This window comes from Amycolatopsis jejuensis, from assembly GCF_000717335.1.
GTDB lineage: Bacteria > Actinomycetota > Actinomycetes > Mycobacteriales > Pseudonocardiaceae > Amycolatopsis > Amycolatopsis jejuensis.
Genome location: NZ_JNYZ01000021.1, coordinates 26,361 through 47,071, shown reverse-complemented (window position 1 = coordinate 47,071; position 20,711 = coordinate 26,361). Strand labels below are relative to the sequence as shown.

20 protein-coding genes and 1 riboswitch are annotated in these 20,711 nt (G+C 69.4%); of the genes, 15 read left to right on the top strand and 5 right to left on the bottom strand.

Annotated features, from left to right (window positions below):
* The first annotated feature begins 169 nt into the window (after nucleotides 1-169).
* The 5 genes from ftsH to folK are packed head-to-tail and all read left to right on the top strand — an operon-like array spanning nucleotide 170 to nucleotide 4,831.
* On the top strand, nucleotides 170-2,569 hold the full coding sequence (ftsH, locus tag OO71_RS27845; RefSeq protein WP_033292888.1) for an ATP-dependent zinc metalloprotease FtsH: 2,400 nt from the start codon (nucleotides 170-172) through the stop codon (nucleotides 2,567-2,569).
* Nucleotides 2,541-3,155: a GTP cyclohydrolase I FolE gene (gene folE, locus OO71_RS27840; RefSeq protein ID WP_033292887.1), complete on the top strand. Its 615-nt coding sequence runs from the start codon at nucleotides 2,541-2,543 to the stop codon at nucleotides 3,153-3,155. Before ftsH ends, folE begins: the two co-directional genes overlap by 29 nt.
* 26 nt (nucleotides 3,156-3,181) lie before the next feature.
* Entirely contained in the window at nucleotides 3,182-3,988 is an 807-nt protein-coding gene (gene folP, locus OO71_RS27835) for a dihydropteroate synthase (RefSeq protein WP_051792390.1), read from the top strand.
* Nucleotides 3,981-4,340 carry a dihydroneopterin aldolase gene (gene folB, locus OO71_RS27830; protein ID WP_033292886.1) on the top strand — a complete coding sequence of 120 codons (360 nt, stop codon included), beginning with the start codon at nucleotides 3,981-3,983 and terminating at the stop codon, nucleotides 4,338-4,340. The genes folP and folB overlap by 8 nt, the downstream gene beginning before the upstream one ends.
* Entirely contained in the window at nucleotides 4,337-4,831 is a 495-nt protein-coding gene (gene folK, locus OO71_RS27825; RefSeq protein ID WP_033292885.1) for a 2-amino-4-hydroxy-6-hydroxymethyldihydropteridine diphosphokinase, read from the top strand. The genes folB and folK overlap by 4 nt, the downstream gene beginning before the upstream one ends.
* Nucleotides 4,832-5,661: 830 nt before the next feature.
* On the opposite strand, the gene OO71_RS27820 is transcribed toward folK, so the two are convergent.
* Entirely contained in the window at nucleotides 5,662-6,597 is a 936-nt protein-coding gene (locus tag OO71_RS27820) for a helix-turn-helix domain-containing protein (RefSeq protein WP_033293050.1), read from the bottom strand.
* A 70-nt stretch (nucleotides 6,598-6,667) separates the two neighbouring features.
* Between OO71_RS27820 and OO71_RS27815 the strand changes: the two genes are divergently transcribed.
* From OO71_RS27815 to OO71_RS27780, 7 genes are all read left to right on the top strand, one after another.
* Nucleotides 6,668-7,117, top strand: a complete 450-nt coding sequence (locus OO71_RS27815; RefSeq protein ID WP_033292884.1) for a DUF3180 domain-containing protein — start codon at nucleotides 6,668-6,670, stop codon at nucleotides 7,115-7,117.
* A gap of 69 nt (nucleotides 7,118-7,186) precedes the next feature.
* The gene (locus tag OO71_RS27810) at nucleotides 7,187-9,421 is read left to right on the top strand and encodes a DUF6779 domain-containing protein (RefSeq protein ID WP_033292883.1); all 2,235 of its coding nucleotides are present in this window, start codon (nucleotides 7,187-7,189) and stop codon (nucleotides 9,419-9,421) included.
* An 821-nt stretch (nucleotides 9,422-10,242) separates the two neighbouring features.
* Nucleotides 10,243-11,334: a PrsW family intramembrane metalloprotease gene (locus OO71_RS27800; protein ID WP_033293049.1), complete on the top strand. Its 1,092-nt coding sequence runs from the start codon at nucleotides 10,243-10,245 to the stop codon at nucleotides 11,332-11,334.
* Nucleotides 11,335-11,531: 197 nt separating this feature from the next.
* A complete protein-coding gene (locus tag OO71_RS27795) occupies nucleotides 11,532-12,485 on the top strand; it encodes a Rossmann-like and DUF2520 domain-containing protein (protein WP_425388707.1) in 954 nt (317 codons plus the stop codon).
* Nucleotides 12,482-13,384 carry a pantoate--beta-alanine ligase gene (panC, locus tag OO71_RS27790; protein ID WP_033292880.1) on the top strand — a complete coding sequence of 301 codons (903 nt, stop codon included), beginning with the start codon at nucleotides 12,482-12,484 and terminating at the stop codon, nucleotides 13,382-13,384. Before OO71_RS27795 ends, panC begins: the two co-directional genes overlap by 4 nt.
* A 12-nt stretch (nucleotides 13,385-13,396) precedes the next feature.
* A complete protein-coding gene (panD, locus tag OO71_RS27785; protein ID WP_033292879.1) occupies nucleotides 13,397-13,891 on the top strand; it encodes an aspartate 1-decarboxylase in 495 nt (164 codons plus the stop codon).
* A 43-nt stretch (nucleotides 13,892-13,934) separates the two neighbouring features.
* Nucleotides 13,935-14,708 (top strand): type III pantothenate kinase, encoded by a 774-nt coding sequence (locus tag OO71_RS27780; RefSeq protein WP_033292878.1) that lies wholly within the window; start codon nucleotides 13,935-13,937, stop codon nucleotides 14,706-14,708.
* On the opposite strand, the gene OO71_RS27775 is transcribed toward OO71_RS27780, so the two are convergent.
* Both OO71_RS27775 and OO71_RS27770 read right to left on the bottom strand, forming a co-directional pair.
* Nucleotides 14,705-15,019, bottom strand: coding sequence for a DMT family transporter (locus tag OO71_RS27775; protein ID WP_033292877.1), 315 nt, complete (start codon nucleotides 15,017-15,019; stop codon nucleotides 14,705-14,707). The two genes, OO71_RS27780 and OO71_RS27775, sit on opposite strands and share 4 nt — an antisense overlap.
* A 31-nt stretch (nucleotides 15,020-15,050) precedes the next feature.
* Nucleotides 15,051-15,109, bottom strand: a riboswitch (guanidine-III (ykkC-III) riboswitch).
* A gap of 21 nt (nucleotides 15,110-15,130) precedes the next feature.
* On the bottom strand, nucleotides 15,131-15,913 hold the full coding sequence (locus OO71_RS27770; protein WP_033292876.1) for a class I SAM-dependent methyltransferase: 783 nt from the start codon (nucleotides 15,911-15,913) through the stop codon (nucleotides 15,131-15,133).
* 75 nt (nucleotides 15,914-15,988) lie between these two features.
* Here OO71_RS27770 and lysS point away from each other — a divergent pair, with 75 nt between their 5' ends.
* Together lysS and OO71_RS27760 are read left to right on the top strand one after the other, a co-directional pair.
* A complete protein-coding gene (gene lysS / locus OO71_RS27765) occupies nucleotides 15,989-17,497 on the top strand; it encodes a lysine--tRNA ligase (protein ID WP_033293048.1) in 1,509 nt (502 codons plus the stop codon).
* Between the two features lie 160 nt (nucleotides 17,498-17,657).
* Complete coding sequence (locus OO71_RS27760) at nucleotides 17,658-18,011, top strand: histone-like nucleoid-structuring protein Lsr2 (RefSeq protein ID WP_033292875.1); 354 nt, start codon at nucleotides 17,658-17,660, stop codon at nucleotides 18,009-18,011.
* 100 nt (nucleotides 18,012-18,111) lie between these two features.
* Here OO71_RS27760 and OO71_RS27755 read toward each other — a convergent pair whose 3' ends face one another.
* On the bottom strand, nucleotides 18,112-18,924 hold the full coding sequence (locus tag OO71_RS27755; RefSeq protein ID WP_033292874.1) for an AraC family transcriptional regulator: 813 nt from the start codon (nucleotides 18,922-18,924) through the stop codon (nucleotides 18,112-18,114).
* A gap of 67 nt (nucleotides 18,925-18,991) precedes the next feature.
* On the opposite strand from OO71_RS27755, the gene OO71_RS27750 reads away from it, so the two are divergent.
* Nucleotides 18,992-19,630, top strand: coding sequence for a TIGR03086 family metal-binding protein (locus OO71_RS27750; RefSeq protein WP_084145340.1), 639 nt, complete (start codon nucleotides 18,992-18,994; stop codon nucleotides 19,628-19,630).
* On the opposite strand, the gene OO71_RS27745 is transcribed toward OO71_RS27750, so the two are convergent.
* Nucleotides 19,573-20,397 carry a (2Fe-2S)-binding protein gene (locus OO71_RS27745; RefSeq protein WP_033293046.1) on the bottom strand — a complete coding sequence of 275 codons (825 nt, stop codon included), beginning with the start codon at nucleotides 20,395-20,397 and terminating at the stop codon, nucleotides 19,573-19,575. The genes OO71_RS27750 and OO71_RS27745 overlap by 58 nt on opposite strands.
* Between the last annotated feature and the right edge of the window lie 314 nt (nucleotides 20,398-20,711).

Sequence of the window (20,711 nt, the reverse complement as noted above, 5' to 3'; positions counted from 1 at the left end):
AGGGATCGGCCGTTGACCTGCGTGAGGCTCACCAGGCTCCCCCGCCCGCCCGGACGGTACCCTGGTGGGACGGGTGCCCGGCGGCACCCATGGGTTGTCAAGATCGCGATGGCGGGTATCACAGGAGCCGCCCAACCAGGGAGGGTCGAGGCCGCAAGGGCCGAGTCGTATGAACCGGAAGAGCGTGCTCAGGAACCCACTGCTGTGGATCGTCGCGGGGTTGCTGGCGTTGTTCGCCTACAACACGATCTTCGACAGCGATCGTGGCTACGCCCAGGCTCCCATCTCGGTGGCGATGGGGCAGGTGGCCCAGAACCACGTCAAGGAAGCCAGTCTCGAGGACAAGGAGCAGCAGCTCAAGCTGCAGCTCACGCAGAAGATCGACGTCGACGGCAACCAGACCGACCAGATCATCGCGCAGTTCCCGGCGGGCGCCACGGCGGGGATCTACGACAAGCTGATCGAGGCCAAGGTCGACGGGCAGCCGGTCAAGTTCACCACCAAGGTCACCCAGCAGGGTCTGTTCACCCAGATCCTCATCTTCGCCATTCCGCTGGCGCTGGTGCTCGGCCTTCTGATGTGGATGATGAACAACGCGCAGGGCGGCGGGAACCGCGTCCTCAACTTCGGCAAGTCGAAGGCGAAACAGCTCAACAAGGACATGCCGAAGACCACCTTCGGGGATGTCGCGGGCGCCGACGAGGCGGTCGAAGAGCTGTACGAGATCAAGGACTTCCTACAGAACCCCGCGCGGTACCAGGCACTCGGCGCGAAGATCCCGAAGGGCGTGCTGCTCTACGGGCCGCCCGGCACCGGTAAGACGCTGCTGGCGCGTGCCGTCGCCGGTGAAGCGGGCGTGCCGTTCTACACGATCTCGGGTTCCGACTTCGTCGAGATGTTCGTCGGTGTCGGTGCCTCCCGGGTGCGGGACCTGTTCGAACAGGCCAAGCAGAACGCGCCGTGCATCATCTTCGTCGACGAGATCGACGCGGTCGGCCGCCAGCGCGGTGCCGGCCTCGGCGGCGGGCACGACGAACGCGAGCAGACGCTGAACCAGCTGCTCGTCGAGATGGACGGCTTCGACGCGCGCGGCGGCATCATCCTCATCGCGGCCACCAACCGGCCGGACATCCTCGACCCGGCGCTGCTGCGCCCCGGCCGGTTCGACCGGCAGATCCCGGTGTCCGCGCCCGACCTGCGCGGCCGCAAGGCGATCCTCGAGGTGCACTCCAAGGGCAAGCCGATCGCGCAGGGCACGGACCTCACCGGGCTGGCCAAGCGCACGGTCGGGATGTCGGGTGCGGACCTGGCGAACGTGCTGAACGAGGCCGCGCTGCTCACCGCCCGGCAGAACGGGCACGTGATCAACGACGCGGCGCTCGAGGAGTCGGTCGACCGGGTGGTCGGCGGGCCCGCGCGCAAGAGCCGGATCATCTCCGAGAAGGAGAAGAAGATCACGGCCTACCACGAGGGCGGGCACGCGCTCGCCGCGTGGGCGATGCCGGACATCGAACCGGTGTACAAGCTCACCATCCTCCCGCGCGGCCGCACCGGCGGGCACGCGCTGCTGGTGCCGGAGGACGACAAGCAGCTGATGACCCGGTCGGAGATGATCGGGCGGCTGGTGTTCGCGATGGGTGGCCGCACGGCCGAGGAACTGGTGTTCCACGAGCCCACCACGGGTGCGTCGTCGGACATCGAGCAGGCCACGAAGATCGCCCGCTCGATGGTCACCGAGTACGGCATGAGCGCGCGGCTGGGTGCGGTGAAGTACGGGCAGGAGCAGGGTGACCCGTTCCTTGGCCGGTCCGCGGGCCGCCAGGCCGACTACTCGCTCGAGGTGGCGCACGAGATCGACGAGGAGGTGCGCAAGCTCATCGAGACCGCGCACACCGAGGCGTGGCACGTGCTCAACACCTACCGCGACGTCCTCGACAACCTGGTGATGGAGCTGCTGGAGAAGGAAACGCTGCAGCGCAAGGACCTCGAGCGGATCTTCGCGACGGTCGAGAAGCGCCCGCACATCACCGTCTTCAACGAGTTCGGCGAGCGCACGCCGTCGGACAAGCCGCCGATCAAGACCCCGGGCGAGCTGGCGATGGAGCGCGGCGAGCCGTGGCCGCCGCCGGAGAAGGAGCAGCCGGTGCTGCAGCCGGCGCCGACCCCGGTCGGCACCGCTCCCGGTGCCGGTGAACTCCCGGGTGGGCCGCCGTACCAGGCGCCGGACCCGAGCGCCAACCCGTACGCCCCGCCGCAGCCGAACGGCGGCCGTCCGGCCGGTGGGCCGAACGGCACCGGGCGCTGGCCACAGCCGTATGGTGGTGGGCAGCAGCCGGGCGGTCCGGCGGGCGGCTACCAGCCCGGTGGCCCGGGCGGCGCGCAGGGCGGGCCGCCGAACTACGGGGCGCCTCCGGGCTGGACCCCGGCGACGTCCCCGGGTGGCCAGCAGCCGTGGCGCCCCGCCGAAGACCGTCCGCGTGAGCAGGGCTGGTTCGCCGACGGCGCGAACGGCCAGCAGCCGGACGAGGGGCAGCAGCGGCGTGACGTCGACGGAACAGACCGGAAGTAAAGACGGCATCCGCCCGGTCTTCGATCAGGACCGGGCGGAGCGGGCCATCCGCGAGCTGCTGCTCGCGTGCGGTGAGGACCCGGAACGGGACGGTCTCCGAGACACCCCGGCCCGGGTCGCTCGCGCTTACCGGGAAATGTTCGCGGGGCTGTACACCGACCCGGACGAGGTCCTGTCGCGCACGTTCGACGAATCGCACGAGGAGCTCGTGCTGGTCACGGACATCCCGATGTACTCGACCTGCGAGCACCACCTGCTGTCGTTCCACGGCGTGGCCCACATCGGCTACATTCCGAACGGCGAGGGCAAGGTCACCGGTCTTTCGAAGCTCGCGCGGCTCGTCGATCTCTACGCGAAGCGGCCGCAGGTACAGGAGCGGCTCACGTCGCAGGTCGCGGACGCGCTGGTCCGGAAGCTGCAGCCGCGCGGCGTAATCGTGGTGATGGAGGCCGAGCACCTGTGCATGTCGGTGCGCGGGATCCGCAAGCCCGGTTCGCGTACCACCACGTCGGCGGTACGCGGGTTGCTGCGCACGTCGGCGACGTCGCGGGCGGAGGCGATCGAGCTGATCCGGGGGCGCCGGTGATCCCCCGGCCGGGGCGGTGCGCCGTGATGGGCGTGCTGAACGTGACCCCGGATTCGTTCTCCGACGGCGGCCGGTACCTCGACCTCGACCAGGCGCTGGAGCACGCCCGCGAGATGTGGGCGCGGGGCGCGGACCTGATCGACGTCGGCGGCGAGTCGACGCGGCCGGGTGCGTCGCGGGTCGATGCGGAAACCGAGGCGGCGCGCATCCTTCCGGTGATCCGGCAGCTGGCGTCCGAGGGCATGGTGCTGTCGGTGGACACGACGCGGGCCGCCGTCGCCGAGGCCGCGCTGACGGCCGGTGCGCAGGTGATCAACGACGTGTCCGGCGGGCTCGCCGACCCGGGGATGGCGCGGGTCGCGGCGGAAACCAAGGTGCCGTATGTGCTCATGCACTGGCGCGGGCACAGCAAGGACATGAACGCGCTGGCCACGTACACCGATGTGGTCGCCGAGGTGCGGCGCGAGCTGCTGGCGCGCGTGGACGACGCGGTCGCGGCCGGGGTGTCCGAGAGCGAGATCGTGCTCGACCCCGGCCTGGGTTTCGCGAAGCACGCCGAGCACGACTGGGCTTTGCTGCATCAGCTGGATTCCTTGCTGGCATTGGGTTTCCCGGTGCTCGTGGGGGCTTCGCGCAAACGGTTCATCGGGCGGCTGCTGGCGGGGAAGGACGGGGTACCGCGTCCGCCGGACGGTCGCGAGGTGGCGACCGCCGCGATCTCCGCGCTGGCCGCCGCGGCCGGGGCGTGGGGGGTGCGGGTGCACGAGGTGGGGGCTTCACTCGACGCCGTGGCGGTGGCTGCGGCCTGGCAGCAAGGACGGGCCGATGGCTGACCACATCACGCTCACTGGGCTGCGCGTGTACGGCAGGCACGGCGTTTTCGAGCACGAGAAGCGGGACGGGCAGGAGTTCGTCGTCGACATCACCGCGTGGCTCGACCTCGGCCCGGCCGCCGCGTCCGACGATCTCACCGAGACCCTGCACTACGGCGAGCTGGCCGAGCTGGCGGCGGGAATTGTCGGTGGGGAGCCGTACGATTTGATCGAGAGTGTTGCCGGGAAGATCGCGGACGAGGTGATGGGTGATGACAGGTTGCGTGCGGTCGAGGTGACCGTGCACAAGCCGTCCGCGCCGATTCCGCTGACCTTCGACGACGTCGCGGTCACCGTCCGGCGGGAGCGGTGAGCCGCGCGGTCCTGTCGCTGGGCTCCAATCTCGGTGACCGGCTGGGCTACCTGCGCAGCGCGGTCGATGCGGTGCGCCCGGCGCTGGTCGCGGTGTCGGGGGTGTACGAGACGAAGGCATGGGGCGTCGAGGATCAGCCGGACTTCCTGAACGCACTGTGCATCGTCGACGACCCGGCGCGCGACCACTGGGCGTGGCTGCGCACCGGCCAGGCGGCCGAACAGGCAGCGGGCCGGGTCCGCGAGGTGCACTGGGGCCCGCGCACGCTCGATGTCGACGTAGTGACCGTCGACGGCGTCAGGTCCGACGATCCGGAGCTGCTCTTGCCGCACCCCGGCACCCCGGACCGGGCGAGCGTGCTGATCCCGTGGCTGGAGCTCGACCCGGATGCGGAGGTCCCTGGCCACGGCCGTGCTGTTGCCCTGCTGGCCCGGCTACCGGAAGCCGACCGGGCCGGGGTTGTGCTGCGTTCTGATCTCACGCTTGGGTGAGGTGGAGCCGGTTTTGCGTGGCGCTGGTCTGGTGAGTGGTCGTGCCCGTACTGGTATGAGGTTCGCAGTGCTGCCAGCAGGGCGTGCCCTTTTTGGCGGGTCGGCCGACCGGGCCGGGGTTGCCCTGCGATCTGACGCTCTGGTGGGTGGCGGTATCGGTTCTGGCCCCTCACCAGGCCGACCCAAGCCCTCGCGCGGGACCTTTCCCGGCATAACCGCTTTACGAGGCCCGTCGCGCTGCTCGCAGGAGTTGCACTTCGGCTTGGTGGCTGGGGATTGGCCGACCGGGCTGAGGTTGCCCTGCGATCTGACGCTCTGGTGAGTGGCGGTTCCGGTTCTGACTGCTCACCGGGCCGACCCAGGCCCTGGTGCGGGGCTATGCCCCGGCATAACCGCTTTACGCGGCCCGCATCGTTGCCTGCAGGGGTTGCGCTTCGGCCTGGTGGCTGGGGATTGGCCGACCGGGCCAGGGTCGTGCCGCGTCCCGACTCCACGCCCCTGCGAGTTTCAGGCCTGTAGCGTCGCCAGCCGGAGTTGCGCTTCGGCCCGGCGGCTCAGGATTGGCCGACCGGGCTGGGGTTGTCCGGCGTCCCGCCCCTGACGCGCCGGTGAGTCTCAGGCCCGTAACCCCGCCAGCCGGAGTTGCGCTTCGGCCTGGTGGCCGGGGATTGCTCGACCGGGCCAGGGTCGTGCCGCGTCCCGACTTCACGCCCCTGCGAGTTTCAGGCCTGTAGCGTCGCCAGCCGGAGTTGCGCTTCGGCCCGGCGGCTCAGGATTGGCCGACCGGGCGGGGGCTGTCCGGCGTCCCGCCCCTGACGCGCCGGTGAGTTTCAGGCCCGTAGCGCCGCCAGCAGGAATTGCACCTCGGCCTGGCGGCTGGGGATCGCGGGCCAGCCGTTGATCGTCGCGAGTAGTTGCCAGTACCGTTCGGCGCGCGGATCAGCCCCGCCGGCGATTCCGTCGGCCATTGCGTAACGCACTGCGGGGTCGGCCGGATCCTGGTCCGGACGGGCCGACGCCGTCGCGATCTCGTCGGCAATTGCCTTGCCTGCCACGGAATCCGGAGCGTGTCCGGCGTCGAGGGCGGCCCGGGCGTCGGCCATCCACGCGAACCAGTTCTCTTGCTGGGCCTTGGTCGGCTGCTCGTATTCGCCTGCCTCGCGGGCGATGGACTGCCGTTCGCTCATCTCGCGGATCACCTGCCGGAAACCGGGGTCCTGCACGAGTTCGGCGAACTCGATCCAGGCTTCCAGCTGTTCCGGGGTCGGATCGTCCGGAAGGTCCGGTTTCGTCGCGCGCATCCGGGCGTAGAACTCGGGGTCGATGTCGAGGCCGTCCGCCATTTCGGCCCAGAACTCGTCGACGAGACGGCGGCGTTCCTCGTCCGGCATCCGGGCAAGCCGATTCATGAGTTTCACTTCCTCCAGTTCGGAATCACGCTTCAGCACTGCGCGAAGGACCGCGCGGCGCAGCCGCAACCTCCGGATCTGCACGTCGAGCGCGTCGACGTGGCGGGCAGCCAGGTCGCGCACGGTCGTCTCGCGCGCAAGGGCGCGGGACACGTCGAGCAGGCCGACACCCAGTTCACGCAGCGTCCGGACCAGCTCCAGCCGGGCGAGCGCGTGCGCGTCGTACAGCCGGTAGCCGGCGTCGGTCCGCTGGGTGGGCGGGAGCAGGCCCTCGTCGGAGTAGAACCGGATGGTCTTCACCGGCAGCCCCGTGCGGCGGGACAGCTCGCCGATCGTGAAGACCGTGGTGGCAGGCATGTCGGTCATGGTGGAGTCTCCAGTCACTGGAGGGTCAAGGGTGCCAGAACGGCGTCGGTACGGTGGGGGCATGCACTTCACGCGGCCCCGGGACCTGGTCGTGGCCGCGGTCGCTGGTCTTGCCCTGGTCTACGTGCTGTTCCTGCTCGCGTACGGCGATCTGCCGCAGCTCCCGACGCTGGCCGGGGTGACCTTCGCGGTGCTGGCGGTGGCCGAGGCGGTGCTGGCGTTCTCGATCCGGTCGCGGGTGCGGGCGGGGCGGGTGCACAGCGCGGTCGGGATCGCCCGTGCGGTGGCGCTGGCGAAGGCGTCGTCGCTGGCCGGGGCGTTTCTCGGTGGTGGCTGGGTGGCGGCGTTCGGGTACACGTTCCCGCGGCGTGACGAACTCGTCGCGGCGGTGTCGGACAGCCGGTCGGCGGTGGTCGGGGTGGTGTCGTCGGCGCTGCTTGTAGCTGCCGGTTTGTGGCTGGAACACTGCTGCCGGACGCCACCGGAGAGCCGGCGGGGAACGACCGGTTAACGCTTCGAAGGTGCCGCTCGAAGTACCGACTGGGTCTCATTCGGATCACTGGAAGGTACGGTGTCTGGCATGACTGGCGTGGGTGACGACTCGCACGGCCGCCGCCCTGGCAGGCCGTGGCTTGCCGTCGGCTTGGTCCTCGCCGTCGGAGCCACGCTCGCCCTGGTGCTGAGTGACGACCTCCGCTACCTGCGGCTCGGCATCGTCGCCGCCCTGTGGGCCGCGCTGATCGGCGCCTTCCTGGCGGTACGGGCCCGCAAGAGCGCGGCGCACAGCGAGGACGCGGTCGCCGAGGCGCAGGCGGTGTACGAGCTGGAGCTGGAACGCGAGATCGCGGCCCGGCGAGAGTACGAACTCGAGATCGAGGCCGAAACGCGCGAGGCGGCGGAAGCCAAGTCGCGCGAGGAGCTGGACGCGCTGCGCGCCGAGGTGGCCGCACTGCGGGAAAGCCTGCAGTCGCTGTTCGGCGGCGAGGTGCTGCTGGAGCGGGTCGCGTTGACTGCACAGGCCACGAGAATGCGCGCGTTGAACGACGAACAGCGGCTGGTTTCGTCTGGTTCTTCTTCGGAGCAGAACGGGAATGGGAAGAAGCCAGCGCAGCTGCTGGCGTCGCCGTCGCCCGCTCCGAAGCCGGTGGTTGCCGAGCGGCCGACCGAGCTGATGGACCGGGTCCTCGACGCCAATCCGGAACACCGCCGCGGCACCGGCTCGGGTACCGGTCCGAATGGTTTCGGCCCGAACGGTTCCCGGGCGAATGCCCAGCGTACGCAGCAGATCCAGCGGCCGAAGCCGAAACCACAGCGTCCGGAGCCATCGGCCGAGCCTCGGCCGGAGACGGTGACTTCGAACGTCCCAGGTGGCCGGGGTGGTTCCGAGGAGCCGTTCACCCCTTGGCCTGGAGCCGAATCCGGTACGCGCGGCGATGGTCCGGATGCGTTCGCGGGTGGTTCGCGCGGCGGCCGCCGTGGTGCCGCGGATGCGCTCGCGGGCTCGCGGGATGCCCGTGATGGTGCGGCGACTGGTTCGCGGGACGCAGATGCGTTCGCGAAGCGAGGCCAGCGCGACGGTCGCGAGGATGCGGCGGGTTCGTTCGCGGGCGCTGGCTCGCGGGAGCGTCGCGGCGGTCCGGCGGATTCACAACCTGGCGGGAGCTCACGGGGCGGCGAGCCCTTCGCGCCTGGTGAAACGGGCACGGCTGAGTTCGGTGCACGGGATGGTCGTGCTCGTGACGGTGTCACTGAGACTGGTGGTTCAGACCTTCGCGCGAGCGAGGGGGACTCTCGCGCACATTCGGACGAATCGTTCGATCACGGAAATTCGCCGGACCGGAACGTCGAACCTGGTCGAGGCGGTGCAGAGCCAGGGCGTGCTAAGGCCCCCGCCCGCGGTGGCGAGGCGGGGCGGCGGGGAGCCGAGTCGCAGCCGACGCGGACGGTCGCCCCGGTCGGCAAGCCCCCCGCGCCGTCGGTGCGGGACGAGCCCGCTGAACCCACTCGGCAGGTACCCCGGTTGTCCCCACGGCCTGCGCCGCAGCAGGAGGAACCTGCTGAGCAGACGGAAATCGCGCGTCCGGCCGCGGCTGAAGCGCGTTCCCGTCGGCACGTCGAGCCCGCTTCGCAGCCGTCGGAGGCGGGTTCTCGCCGGCATGTCGAATCTGCCGCGCAATCGACGGAGGCGAGTTCACGTCGGCATGGCGAGCCTGTTTCGCCGTCGGTGGAGGTGGGTTCCCATCGGCATCCCGAGTCTGCTCCGCAAGCGGTGGAGACGCGTTCCCGTCGGCATGCTGAGCCTGCCGAGCCGTCGGTCGAACCGGTGGAAACGCGATCGCATCGGCACGTCGAGCCGGCCCCGAAGTCAACGGAACCGGAGAAGCCCTTGTGGGACAAGGGAAACCAGTCGGAAGCGGCGCGTACCCCGTCGCGGTTGGAGCAGTTCTCGCGGACCGACCTGTCCCCGCTGGCCGCGGATACCCCCACCGGTCGGCACGGCGCGCCTGACTCCGGCGAGGCGGTCAACCCGACGCTGCCGGAGGAGGTCCGAAGCACTGTCGCGAGCGGCAACGGCGGTCGACGCCGTCGCCCCGACGACGAGTCCGCCCCGGCCTCGTCCGGGGGTGGCCGACGCCGCCGTCCGGACGGCGAACCGCCCGCCTGGGAAGCCCTCGCCACGGACAAACCGGATGCCCGCCGCTCCGCCGAACCCCCGGCAGGTAACCACGCGTCCGGCCGCTCGGTGACGGAACTCCTTGCCGCCAACGGAAAAACCGAAGCGACCCCACGACGCCGCCGTCGAGCGGAAGACTGACGACCAGCCAGCGCGTGCTGGGCCGAGGTACCGCGCGGTCTGCGGCCGAAATTCTGCCCCGGTTGCGCGGAGGGATGACGGTGGGATGTCCACCCGGCGGCGTCGGTGGCGCCTGCGTAGGGTGACCGCTCGTGAACGGACGCCTTCCCGCCACGCCGCAACCGCAGCCGGAGCCGCACCGGCAGCCGCGGCAGCAATCACCGCTGCAGCCTGAGCAGCAACCGCCCTCGCGGCAGCCCCGCCGGGACCAGCATTCCGGCCAGCCACGGCAATCGGAGCCGTCGGAGGCGCGGAGGGAGCCGTCGGAGCGGCAGGTTCCTGGCCAGCCGCAGCCGGAACGGCACCGCCCTTCGGGGCAGGCTCAGCGTGAGCTGCCGGGCGAGGCGGATTGGCAGGCTGGGCAGGAACAGCGGCCGGGACAGCAGACTTGGCGCGAGCGGCCATTGTCCGGCCAGTCGCAGCAGCCGGAGGGGCAGGCTGGGCAGGAACAACAACCCGGCCAGGCAGGGCGATCCTCGTCAGAGCGGCAGGCCGGGCAGGAGCGGCACCAGCCGTCGGGGCGGCGGGCCGGGCGGGAGCAGCAACCCGGCCAGGCAGAGCAAGCGGGATCGGAGCGGCAACCCGGCCCGGTGGAGCGACCCGGTCAGGCCGAGCAGTCAGGGCAGGAACAGCAACCCGGTCAGCCAGCGCAATCAGGCTCACCGCGGCGTCCCCGGCAGGAACCGCAGCCGTCGGGACCGCAAGCTAGTCGCCAGTCGCCCGCTCAGGAGCAGCCCGCTCCCGGGGCTCGGTCGCGGCGCGTTACCGTCCTTCTCCCCGTCATCGGGCTCATCGTTGTTGCTCTCTGTGGCCTTTTCCTCTTCGGTCTTGCCACCGCTCGGGTCGGGTGGTTGGCCGTTGCCATTGGGGTTGTTGCAGCGCTGGTTCCCGTCGGGGTGGTCGTCGCCGGGTTTCTTTGGGTCGATCGGTGGGAGCCGGAGCCGGCGAAGTTGCTTCTCATTGCCTTTGCCTGGGGCGCATGTATTGCCACCGTCACCGCGTTGCTCATCAACACCGGCGCCGAGGCGTTCGGGGACCTGCTGCTCGGCGGGGGCAACGGCAGCAAGGTCAGCGCGCTCGTTTCCGCGCCGCTTGTCGAGGAGGCGGCCAAAGGCGTTTTCGTCCTGCTGATCTTCTGGCGTCGCAAGGAGGAATTCGACGGGATTGTCGACGGCGTCGTCTACGCGGGGTTTGCCGCCGCCGGGTTTGCGTTCACCGAGAACATCTACTACTTCGGCCGCGCGTTCGCCGATCACGGCTTCGGCAACGGCACCAGCGCCGGCGTGGTGGCCGCCTTCCTCGTGCGGGGCGTGCTTTCCCCGTTCACGCATCCGCTGTTCACCGTCATGACCGGGATCGGGTTCGGCGTTGCCGCGCGGACCACTCAGCGGTGGCTGCGGATCTTCGCGCCGATTGCCGGGTACCTCGCGGGCGTTTGCCTGCACGTGCTGTGGAACGCCGCCGCCACGTTGAACGGTGGGAAATCGTTTCTCACCTTGTACTTCCTCGTGATCTTGCCGTTGCTGATCGGCGCGATTTACGTGATCGTGCTGCAGCGGAGGCGGGAACAGCGGATCGTGACGGCTGCGTTGCCGCGGATGGCGGCTGCGCGGTGGATTGCGCCGTCGGAGGTCGACCTGCTGGCGAGTCTTGCCGGGAGGCGGGCCTGGCGGCGGCAGGCGCGGCGCGAGTCCGGGCGGGCGGCGGCCAAGGCGGTCGGCCGGTACCAGGCAAGCGTGACGGAACTCGCATTCCTTCGCCGTGGCGGTATCCGGACCGACGACGAGCGGCGGCGGCAGGACGAGTTGCTGCAGGCCCTGCACTCGGCGAGGGCGGATGCCGTGCGATTGGCGGACAACGGCGACAGTCGGTGAACATTCCCCGTCCGGGGTAGCTCGACCGGTCCAAAAAGGGCGTCCGACCGGGGGATCTGCCCCTTCCCTGACCGCGGAAGGGCGCACGCGCCTAAGGTACGGGGCCCCGGGTGAAGCTGGTCACCCGGGCGCCGCGATCCGGCCGGGTCGGGGCTACTCTCGCGCCGTCGTCTGGTACCCGCGCCGGAAGAGCGGGACTGGAACGAGCACTAGGAGTTTCGAGCCATGAGCGTCCACAGGCGCACGCCATGAACCGACCGGCCCGCCTCGCCGTGGGCGTCGTCTCCGCCGGCCGCGTCGGCAGCGTCCTCGGGGCCGCATTGGCCAGGGCGGGGCACACCGTCGTCGCCGCGTCCGGGCTTTCTGCTGCCTCGCTGAACCGCGCCGAGCGGCTGCTGCCGAATGTCCCGCTGCTGCCGCCCGACGAGGTCGTGCAGCGGGCTGACCTCGTCCTGCTCGCGTTGCCGGACGACGTGCTGTCCGGCACGGTCCGTGGCCTCGTCGCGACGGAATCCGTGCGGGCAGGCCAGATCGTGGTCCACACCTCGGGCGCGCACGGCATCGACGTGCTCGCCCCGGCCGCCGAAGCCGGTGCGCTGCCTCTCGCGCTACACCCGGTGCTCACTTTCACCGGTCGCGAGGAAGACCTCGAACGCCTTGCCGCAGCAAGCATCGGCGTCACCGCGGCGGCCGGGGACGAGGCCGCGTGGAACGTCGGCGAGGCGCTCGCGGTCGAGATGGGGGCTGAGCCGGTACGCATCCCCGAGTCCGCGCGGGCGCTGTACCACGCGGCGCTGGCACACGGCGCAAACCACCTGATGACGCTGGTCGCCGACTGCACGGAAACCCTGCGCACCGCCGGAATCGCGGACGCCGAGCGACTCGTCGCACCGCTGCTTTCGGCGGCGCTGGACAATGTCCTCCGGCACGGCGACCGCGCCCTAACCGGACCGGTCCCGCGGGGCGACCTCGGCACCGTCCGCAAGCACCTCGACGTGCTCGCGGACCGGGCGCCGCAGATCGCCCCGGCCTACCGGGCGCTGGCCCGGCGCACGGCCGAACGGTCGCGCGCCGCCGGGCTGCTCGACCCCGCGGCGGCCACCGAACTGACCGACCTCCTGTCCGACCCAGCCGAAGGACAAACCCCGTGACCACACCGAAATTCCAGCGCGGAACGCTCAATACGTTCCAGCCGCCGGAACACATCAGCCAGGTCAGCCGGGCGCTGCACAGCGTCGGCCGGAAGGTCGCGCTCGTCCCCACTATGGGTGCGCTGCACGACGGGCACCGCGAGCTCCTTAGGCGCGCGAAGCGGCTGCCGAACATTGTCGTAGCCGCGTCGATCTTCGTGAACCCCTTGCAGTTCGGCGAAGGCGAAGACTTCGAGGCGTACCCGCGGCAGCTCGAAGACGACCTCGCGACGCTGTCCGAAGCAGGCGTCGAGCTGGCCTTCACACCGAAGGCGTCGGACCTGTACGCCGACAACGCGACAGTCACCGTGCACCCCGGACCGCTCGGTGAAGAGCTCGAAGGCGCCGTACGGCCCGGGCATTTCGCCGGAGTGCTCACTGTCGTCGCGAAGCTCTTCAACCTGCTTCGCCCGGACTATGCGTTCTTCGGCGAGAAGGACTACCAGCAGCTGGTACTGATCAAGCGAATGGTCGCGGACCTCAACATCGACACCCGCGTGATCGGCGTGCCGACGGTCCGCGAGCGAGACGGCCTCGCGCTGTCCTCGCGCAACGCCTACCTCACGCCGGAGCAGCGCGAGGACGCCGTCGTGCTGTCCGCAGCGCTGTCCGCGGGCGCGCACGTCGGACGCGATGGTGCCGAAGCCGTGCTGGCCATGGCCCGGCAGACGCTCGCCGCCCGTCCCGCGGTCGAGGTGGATTACTTGGAGTTGAGGGGAACCGACCTCGGGCCCGCGCCCGTCGACGGAGAGGCACGGTTGCTGATCGCCGCCCGGGTGGGGAGTACCCGGCTGATCGACAACGTGGGATTGCTGCTCGGAAAAGCGGTGGAACACCCGAGCACGGACGCAGGGGAATAGGGAGAGTCCACGATGTATCGCACAATGCTGAAATCGAAGATCCACCGGGCCACGGTGACCCAGGCGGACCTGCACTACGTGGGTTCGGTGACGGTCGACGAGGACCTCATGGACGCCGCCGACCTGCTGGCCGGCGAGCAGGTGTCCATTGTGGACGTCACGAACGGCTCGCGGCTGGAGACGTACGTGATCGCGGGCGAGCGCGGCAGTGGCGTGCTCGGCATCAACGGCGCCGCGGCGCACCTGGTGCACCCGGGAGACCTGGTGATCCTGATCGCTTACGGGCAGATGGACGACGCGGAAGCCCGCAGCTACCAGCCGCGGGTGATCTTCGTCGACGACCACAACCGGATCGTCGAACGCGGGATCGACCCCGCGCACGCGCCGGACGGGTCGGGCCTGCTGAGCGGTACGGTCACGCTGCCCGAGGAGGACACGATGACCTTCCCGGTTGCCGAAACCGCCGACGCACGACGGCTCGACGCGTTGCTGCACGCCGAAAACTGACCTCCGCCGGCGGCGATCGCGGGCCGCAGTAAGGAAGACTTCGTTGCTGCTCACTGTCGACGTCGGCAATACCAACATCTCGCTCGGCCTGTACGAGGGCGCCGAGCTCGTCGGTGACTGGCGGATGCGCACGGATGCGCGGATCACCGCGGACGAGCTCGCGCTCACCATGCGCGGCCTGCTCGGCCGGTTCGCGGACGGGATCACCGGGATCAGTGCGCTGTCCACGGTTCCCGCGGTGCTGCGCGAACTCCGCGTGATGCTCGGCCGCTACTACCCGCGGGTCCCGAAGGTCATCATCGAACCGGGCGTGCGGACCGGCGTGCCGCTGCTCGTGGACAACCCGAAGGAAGTCGGCGCGGACCGGCTGGTGAACACCCTCGCCGCGCATCACCTGCACGCCACCGCGTGCGTGGTGGTGGATTTCGGCACCTCCACGAACGTCGACGCGATCTCCGCCCGGGGCGAGTTCCTCGGCGGCGCGTTCGCCCCGGGTATCGAGATCTCGGTGGACGCGCTCGCCGCGCGCGCGGCCGCGTTGCGCAAGGTGGAACTCGTGCCGCCGCGTTCGGTGATCGGCAAGAACACCGTGGAATGCCTGCAGTCCGGCATTCTGTACGGCTTCGCGGGCCAGGTCGACGGCCTCGTCCGGCGGATCGTCCGCGAACTGCAGGGCAGCGGCACAGAACCGGTCACCGTGATCGCCACCGGCGGCCTTGCCCCGCTGGTACTGGACGAATCCGAGACGATCAAGGAACACGTGCCGGACCTGACGCTGCTCGGCCTGCGCCTGGTGTACGAGCGCAACGTGCGTTAGTGCAGCACCTTCAGCCCGACCACCCCGGCCACGATCAGCACCAGGCAGGTGATCCGCCCGACGGTGAGCGGATCGTGCATGGCCACGATGCCGTAGATCGCGGTCCCCACCGCGCCGATGCCCACCCAGATGGCATATCCGGTACCGAGCGGAATTGCGCGCAGCGCATACGCAAGACCGGACATGCTGAGCAGCAAAGCAACGCCGAACAAGACGCTCGGCCACAATTTGCTGAACCCTTTCGACGCGCCGAGCGCCGCGGCCCACACGGTTTCCAGCAAACCGGAAATGACGAGAACGACCCAAGCCATGATCAAAACCCTTCGCAGTGACGGATACGGCACTGCGTCGTCTTCTCGTGACCGGGTACGACGCGCTCGTCCGGGGCAATTCGCCGCTTTCGACGGTAGCACCGTCGCGGGTCACCGGCGGGTGATCTTCGTCGCCACCCGAGCCCGGAAAACAGTCGTGACCAGCGGGTAGTCGAATTCTCCTTCCCCCGGACCGGGGAGCGACTCAAGGTACGCGCGGGCCCGGCCGAGTGCCTCGGCGCGGTCGTCCGGTTCGGCGATCAGCAGGTGGGAATGGGTGGCGACGGTGGCCAGCAGCGAATCGATCGTGCGCCGGTGCGCGTGCGGGAAACGGCGTTGCTCGAACGGGCTGAATCCGTCCGCGGCAAGTGTTTGCGTTTCCTCGGCGAAACCGCGGCTGACCCCGGTGCGGATCAGCCGGGAGAACCCGAGCACCCACGGGACCGAATCGTCGTCGTGGTTCCACAGCGCCACCACGACCCCGCCCGGCCGCAGCACCCGGCGGATCTCCGCGAAGGCGGGTTCGAGATCGAACCAGTGCAATGCCTGCCCGACGAACACCGCGTCCACCGATCCGGCGGGCAGCGGGATGTCCTCGGCCTTGCCGGGCAGCGCGGGTACGTCCGGGAGCAGCCGGGACAGTTCGGCCCGCATTTCGCCGTCGGGTTCCACCGCGGTCACCGCCCGGCGGAGATCGGTGAGCCCCTCGGTGAGCTTGCCGGTGCCTGCCGCGAGGTCGAGCACTTCGCGGACCGGGTGCGCCGCGCCCGCCATCCCCCATTCGAGCGCGTCCGCCGGGTAATCCGGCCGGTGCCGCGCGTACGCGGCCGCCTGGTCGCCGAACGACGAAGCGCGCCGGGCATGCAGTTCCGCATCCGTGCTGCGATCGGTCACGGGTTTCCACCCTAATACCGGGCGGAAGGGCAATCCGGTTGACGCCGAACACCTGCGGCTTCGTACGCTATGGCCATGACGGAATTCCCCGCGCCCGGCCCGACGGCTGATGACGACCTGCCCGAACAGATGCGGGTGCGCCGGGACAAGCGTGACCGGATAATTGCCGACGGTGCCGATCCTTACCCGGTCAAGGTTCCGAGAACGCATACTCTCGCACAGATCCGTGCCGCGCATTCCGGGCTCGAAGCCGACATCAGCACCGGAGAGACAGTTGGCGTCACCGGCCGGGTGATGTTTCTCCGCAATACGGGCAAACTGTGTTTCGCCACGCTTCGTGAGGGCGACGGCACGGAACTGCAGGCGATGATCAGTCTCGCCCAGGTGGGTGCCGAGTCACTCGCCGCGTGGAAGTCCGATGTCGATCTCGGTGACCACATATTCGTGCACGGTGAGGTGATCACCTCCAAGCGCGGCGAGCTTTCCGTACTCGCCGATCGATGGCAGCTCACCTCGAAGGCACTGCGGCCACTTCCGGTCGCGTTCAAGGAACTCGCCGAAGAAACGCGAATCCGGCAGCGTTATGTCGATTTGATCATGCGGCCGAAGGCGCGCGACGTGGTCCGTACCCGGGCCGGAGTGATGCGCTCGCTGCGTGACTCGTTCCACCGCCGCGGATTCACCGAGGTCGAGACGCCGATGCTGCAGACTCTGCACGGCGGCGCCGCGGCCCGGCCGTTCGCCACCCATTCCAATGCCTTCGATCTCGACCTTTACCTGCGGATTGCGCCGGAGCTCTACCTCAAGCGCTGTGTGGTCGGCGGGATCGAGAAGGTCTTCGAGATCAACCGCAACTTCCGCAACGAGGGAAGTGACTCGTCACACTCCCCGGAGTTCGCGATGCTCGAGTACTACGAGGCGTACGCGACTTATGACACGAATGCGGCGATGACCCGTGAACTGATCCAGGAAGCCGCGGAGAACGTACTCGGTACCCAGGTCGTCACCCTCCCCGACGGATCCGAGTACGACCTTTCCGGGGAATGGACGACACTCGGCATGTACGAGTCGCTCTCGGAAGCACTCGGCGAAGACGTCACCCCGGAAACTCCCGCGGAAGCACTGCACAAGATCGCGGATGCGCGCGGGATCGAGGCGGATCCGAAGCTCGGCCACGGCAAACTGGTCGAGGAACTGTGGGAACATCTCGTCGGCGACGTGCTGTCCGCCCCGACATTCGTCCGGGATTTCCCCATTGAGACCTCGCCACTCACCCGGCAACATCGCAGCAGGCCGGGAGTTGCCGAGAAGTGGGACCTCTATGTCCGCGGATTCGAACTCGCCACCGGATACTCCGAGCTGGTCGATCCGGTCGTGGAACGGCAGCGGCTCACCGAACAGGCCCGGCTTGCCGCGGCCGGGGATAGTGAGGCCATGCGTCTCGACGAGGATTTCCTGCGTGCGCTCGAGTACGGAATGCCGCCGAGCGGCGGTGTCGGAATGGGGATCGACCGGCTGCTCATGGCACTCACCGGGCTCGGTATCCGGGAGACGATCCTCTTCCCGCTCGTGCGTCCCGAATAGCCGTTCGGGCCACTCCGGCCGGGGATTTCCCAATGCGGATTTGCCTGAACGGGGATGAGCGGGTATTAATATGGGTGACAAAGACTTCTGTCCTCGGGGCGTTGCCCCGAAACCAGATCATGTAGTCAGTTCATTCGGGTAAGCCCGCAGGAGGAATCAGATGGCGCAGAAGGTGCTGGTCTCCCTGGTCGACGACCTCGACGGCAGCGAGGCGGAAGAGACCGTCGAGTTCGGATTGGACGGTGTCGCCTACCAGATCGACCTGTCCTCGGAAAATGCCGAAGAGCTGCGCGATGCACTGGCGCAGTACGTCGAGCACGCTCGCCGCGCCGGTGGCCGCAAGCGCGCTTCGCTGCGTCCGGTTGCCGGTGGCAAGTCCGTTGCGCGTCCGGCCGCGGTGGATCGTGAGCAGAACCAGGCGATTCGCGCATGGGCCCGCAAGAACGGTTTCCAGGTTTCGGATCGCGGCCGGATCCCGTCGGAAGTCGTCGAGGCTTACCACAAGAAGAACTGAGCCCGCGGAACAGCGGGCGGAGCGTTCTCGGAACACAATCCGGGAGTGCTCCGTTCATCGGCACGGCTGGCGGCCGCCGGGATCATTCCCGGCGGCCGTTTCACGTACCCGGATTCGATTTGGCCTTCCGGTATGCGGAACGGGCATACTCCGCCGGAGTGCGTCCGGTCACAGCGCGGAAATCGCGGATGAAGTGCGGCTGGTCGCTATAGCCCAGCCGGGCCGCGAGTCCGGCGTAATCCGGAGAAGGCCGCGTGGTGATCCGGCGGGCGGCCTCATCGAGCCGGTAAATGCGGATGGCCCACTTCGGCGTCGTTCCGACGTGCTCGGAGAACAGCCGTTGCAGTGCGCGAGCCGGCAGCCCGGTTGCCGATGCCAGATCTGCGACCCGGGTGATCCGCGGATCGGCCGCGATTGTTTCCACCGCATCCGCGGCCACCCGGCTCGCCCGCGGAATGGGGCCGAGACCGGCAATCAGCAACCGGTCGACCGCAGTGATCATTTCGTGGTCCGTGCGGGCCTTCCGGACGAATTCGGCCGTTTCTTCCGCGGCCGGTCCGAAGACAGCGGACACGTCCGCGGCGCGGTCGGCGATGGTGCGGACCGGGGCACGCAGAAACGGGCGGAAACAGCCGGGCCGGATTCGCGCGCCGATGCCGTGCACGTGCCCGCTGAGGTGATGGGTGAACAGTTCGTGCGCCGGGCCGTACACGCCGGTTCCGCCGGGAAAGAACGTCACGTGCACGGACAGATTCGGCAGTACCTGTTGTTCGTGTGGTTCGGCGAGATTCCAGCGCAGGATCCAATGGTGCTCGACGAGGTCGCGCAGTTCGGGCGCGGGCGCGTGCCGGGTGAGGGTGAACTTGGTACGGGCCACTCGTTCGTCCACGATGCCGCTCGGAATCCGCCGCATGCCCGAAACGGTAATGTGTCGCGTTCTTTCAAGACGAATCCCGCATACCCGTGTTTGGCTCGCGTTCATGTCCGACCATTCCCGTCTGATGGCCCCGGCCGCCGCTGAACTGCTGCGGGTCGCGGCCGCCGCACCGTCGTTGACCGCCCCGACCGCGTGTACCGATTACGACGTCCGCGGCCTGCTCAATCACCTCCTCTACTGGGGTCCGTGGCTCGCCGCGGTCGGACGGCGGGAGCCGTACCAGCCGGTCGCGCCCACCGAGACCGAAGCCGCGCTCGTCGGGGACGACTGGCCGCAGCTGCTCGCGAAACAAACCGAGGACCTGGTTGCTGCGTTCGCTTCGGCGGAGGCGTGGGATGGCATGGTCACCTTCGGCTCGTCGGAAATGCCGGCCGCAATGGTCGGTGACATGGCGCTCGGCGAGTTCGTGCTGCACGGCTGGGACTTCGCCCGCGCAAGCGGCACCGAGCTCGTCTGCGCGGACGACGCGGCGGAAGCGGTGTACGCATCCGCGGTCGCGATGGGCGACCAGGCTCGCGCTGGCGGGGTCTACGGGCCGGAAGTGAAGGTCCCCGTCACTGCATCGCCGTTGGCCCGTGCGTTGGGCGCGTCCGGACGTACCCCGGAAATTTCACTCGATGGAAGTCAGCGACGGCAGGTGCGCGGGCACTCTCCGCACTCCGCTTCGCCGGGCAGGAGGTAGGAGAAACAGCAGCTCTCCCGACGTCGTACCCATGCCCGGCGCCCGTCCTCGCCGACCGCTGCGCGCAGGGTGGATGCCGAGGTCAGCGGGCGATAACGGGCGTCGAGCACCAGGGCCGCGTCGGCGACCCCGGCACCCTCGGCCTCCGCGGTACCCCCCTGGCGTCCGGCCCACCACAGCGAGTTGTCGAGCGCGTCCGTGGCGGCGGCCCACAGCATCCGGCGGCCAAGCCGGGTACCCGGAGCGTAAGCGCGCACGAACTGGGCGGCGTGTCCCACGAACTGGGCACGCAGCACCGAGGCCAGCGCGCGTTCGTCTCGCACGACGGTCGCTTCGGGACGGACCGAGCCCGGGTCCGTCGGCAGGCAGTAGAAGGAGTCGCCGAGCACGGCCATCCCCTCGGGATGCGGCCGGTCGGGCCCGAGACCGAACGCGAGCTGCTCCGGTTTCAGCGACGGCACGCGGCGTTCGTGGTGCAGCAGCAACGCGCCGACATACGCCGGGACGTGCAGGTACCAGGACATCACGTAGCTCGCCGCGGTCTGCTCGGGTGCCGCGCCGTGGTGGTCCGAGAGCCATCCGGTGAGCAGCGACCGCCATTCGGCGAACAACTTGGGACGGCGCAGCAGGTCGCCGCAGCGAAGCCAGCCTTGCGGGACGTCCCGGCGCAGCTCGCCGCGTTCCTGCCGGGCGCCGGCCCGCAGCAGGGAGGACGCGAGACCGTCGCCGATTTCCCCGGCGGGCGCGCGGCTGTCCTGCGGGTTCACCGGCACCCCCGTCCTCGTCCGACGTCTTTAGGTGTGCCTAACCTTACAGGTGAACCGGGATTGCGCCAATCGGGTGGCCGGGCGCCGGTGGCGGGCTGTTCGCGCTGAGCGGACAGGGGTACCCGGGCGGAATCCGCGTCCGCTCCCGTACGTTCCACGGGAGGTAAAGATGCAGCGCAACCGGATGTGCAGCGGTGACCGGCCGGGTCACCGGCCGGGTGCGAACGGGCCACCGGACGCCGTAGTGGTACGCAAGCGCGACCGCTTGGCTACTAGAGTGGTCTCACGGTGCTGTCCGCCGTGGGTGCGATCCA

What these genes read in the sequence shown, in the direction of transcription:
- OO71_RS27750 (WP_084145340.1), top strand. Translation starts at nt 18,992, where the DNA reads ATGTCCGACCATTCCCGTCTGATGGCCCCGGCCGCCGCTGAACTGCTG.
- ftsH (WP_033292888.1), top strand. Translation starts at nt 170, where the DNA reads ATGAACCGGAAGAGCGTGCTCAGGAACCCACTGCTGTGGATCGTCGCG.
- folB (WP_033292886.1), top strand. Translation starts at nt 3,981, where the DNA reads ATGGCTGACCACATCACGCTCACTGGGCTGCGCGTGTACGGCAGGCAC.
- lysS (WP_033293048.1), top strand. Translation starts at nt 15,989, where the DNA reads ATGACGGAATTCCCCGCGCCCGGCCCGACGGCTGATGACGACCTGCCC.
- panD (WP_033292879.1), top strand. Translation starts at nt 13,397, where the DNA reads ATGTATCGCACAATGCTGAAATCGAAGATCCACCGGGCCACGGTGACC.
- OO71_RS27775 (WP_033292877.1), bottom strand. Translation starts at nt 15,019, where the DNA reads ATGGCTTGGGTCGTTCTCGTCATTTCCGGTTTGCTGGAAACCGTGTGG.
- OO71_RS27760 (WP_033292875.1), top strand. Translation starts at nt 17,658, where the DNA reads ATGGCGCAGAAGGTGCTGGTCTCCCTGGTCGACGACCTCGACGGCAGC.
- OO71_RS27820 (WP_033293050.1), bottom strand. Translation starts at nt 6,597, where the DNA reads ATGCCTGCCACCACGGTCTTCACGATCGGCGAGCTGTCCCGCCGCACG.
- OO71_RS27810 (WP_033292883.1), top strand. Translation starts at nt 7,187, where the DNA reads ATGACTGGCGTGGGTGACGACTCGCACGGCCGCCGCCCTGGCAGGCCG.
- OO71_RS27755 (WP_033292874.1), bottom strand. Translation starts at nt 18,924, where the DNA reads ATGCGGCGGATTCCGAGCGGCATCGTGGACGAACGAGTGGCCCGTACC.
- OO71_RS27815 (WP_033292884.1), top strand. Translation starts at nt 6,668, where the DNA reads ATGCACTTCACGCGGCCCCGGGACCTGGTCGTGGCCGCGGTCGCTGGT.
- folP (WP_051792390.1), top strand. Translation starts at nt 3,182, where the DNA reads ATGGGCGTGCTGAACGTGACCCCGGATTCGTTCTCCGACGGCGGCCGG.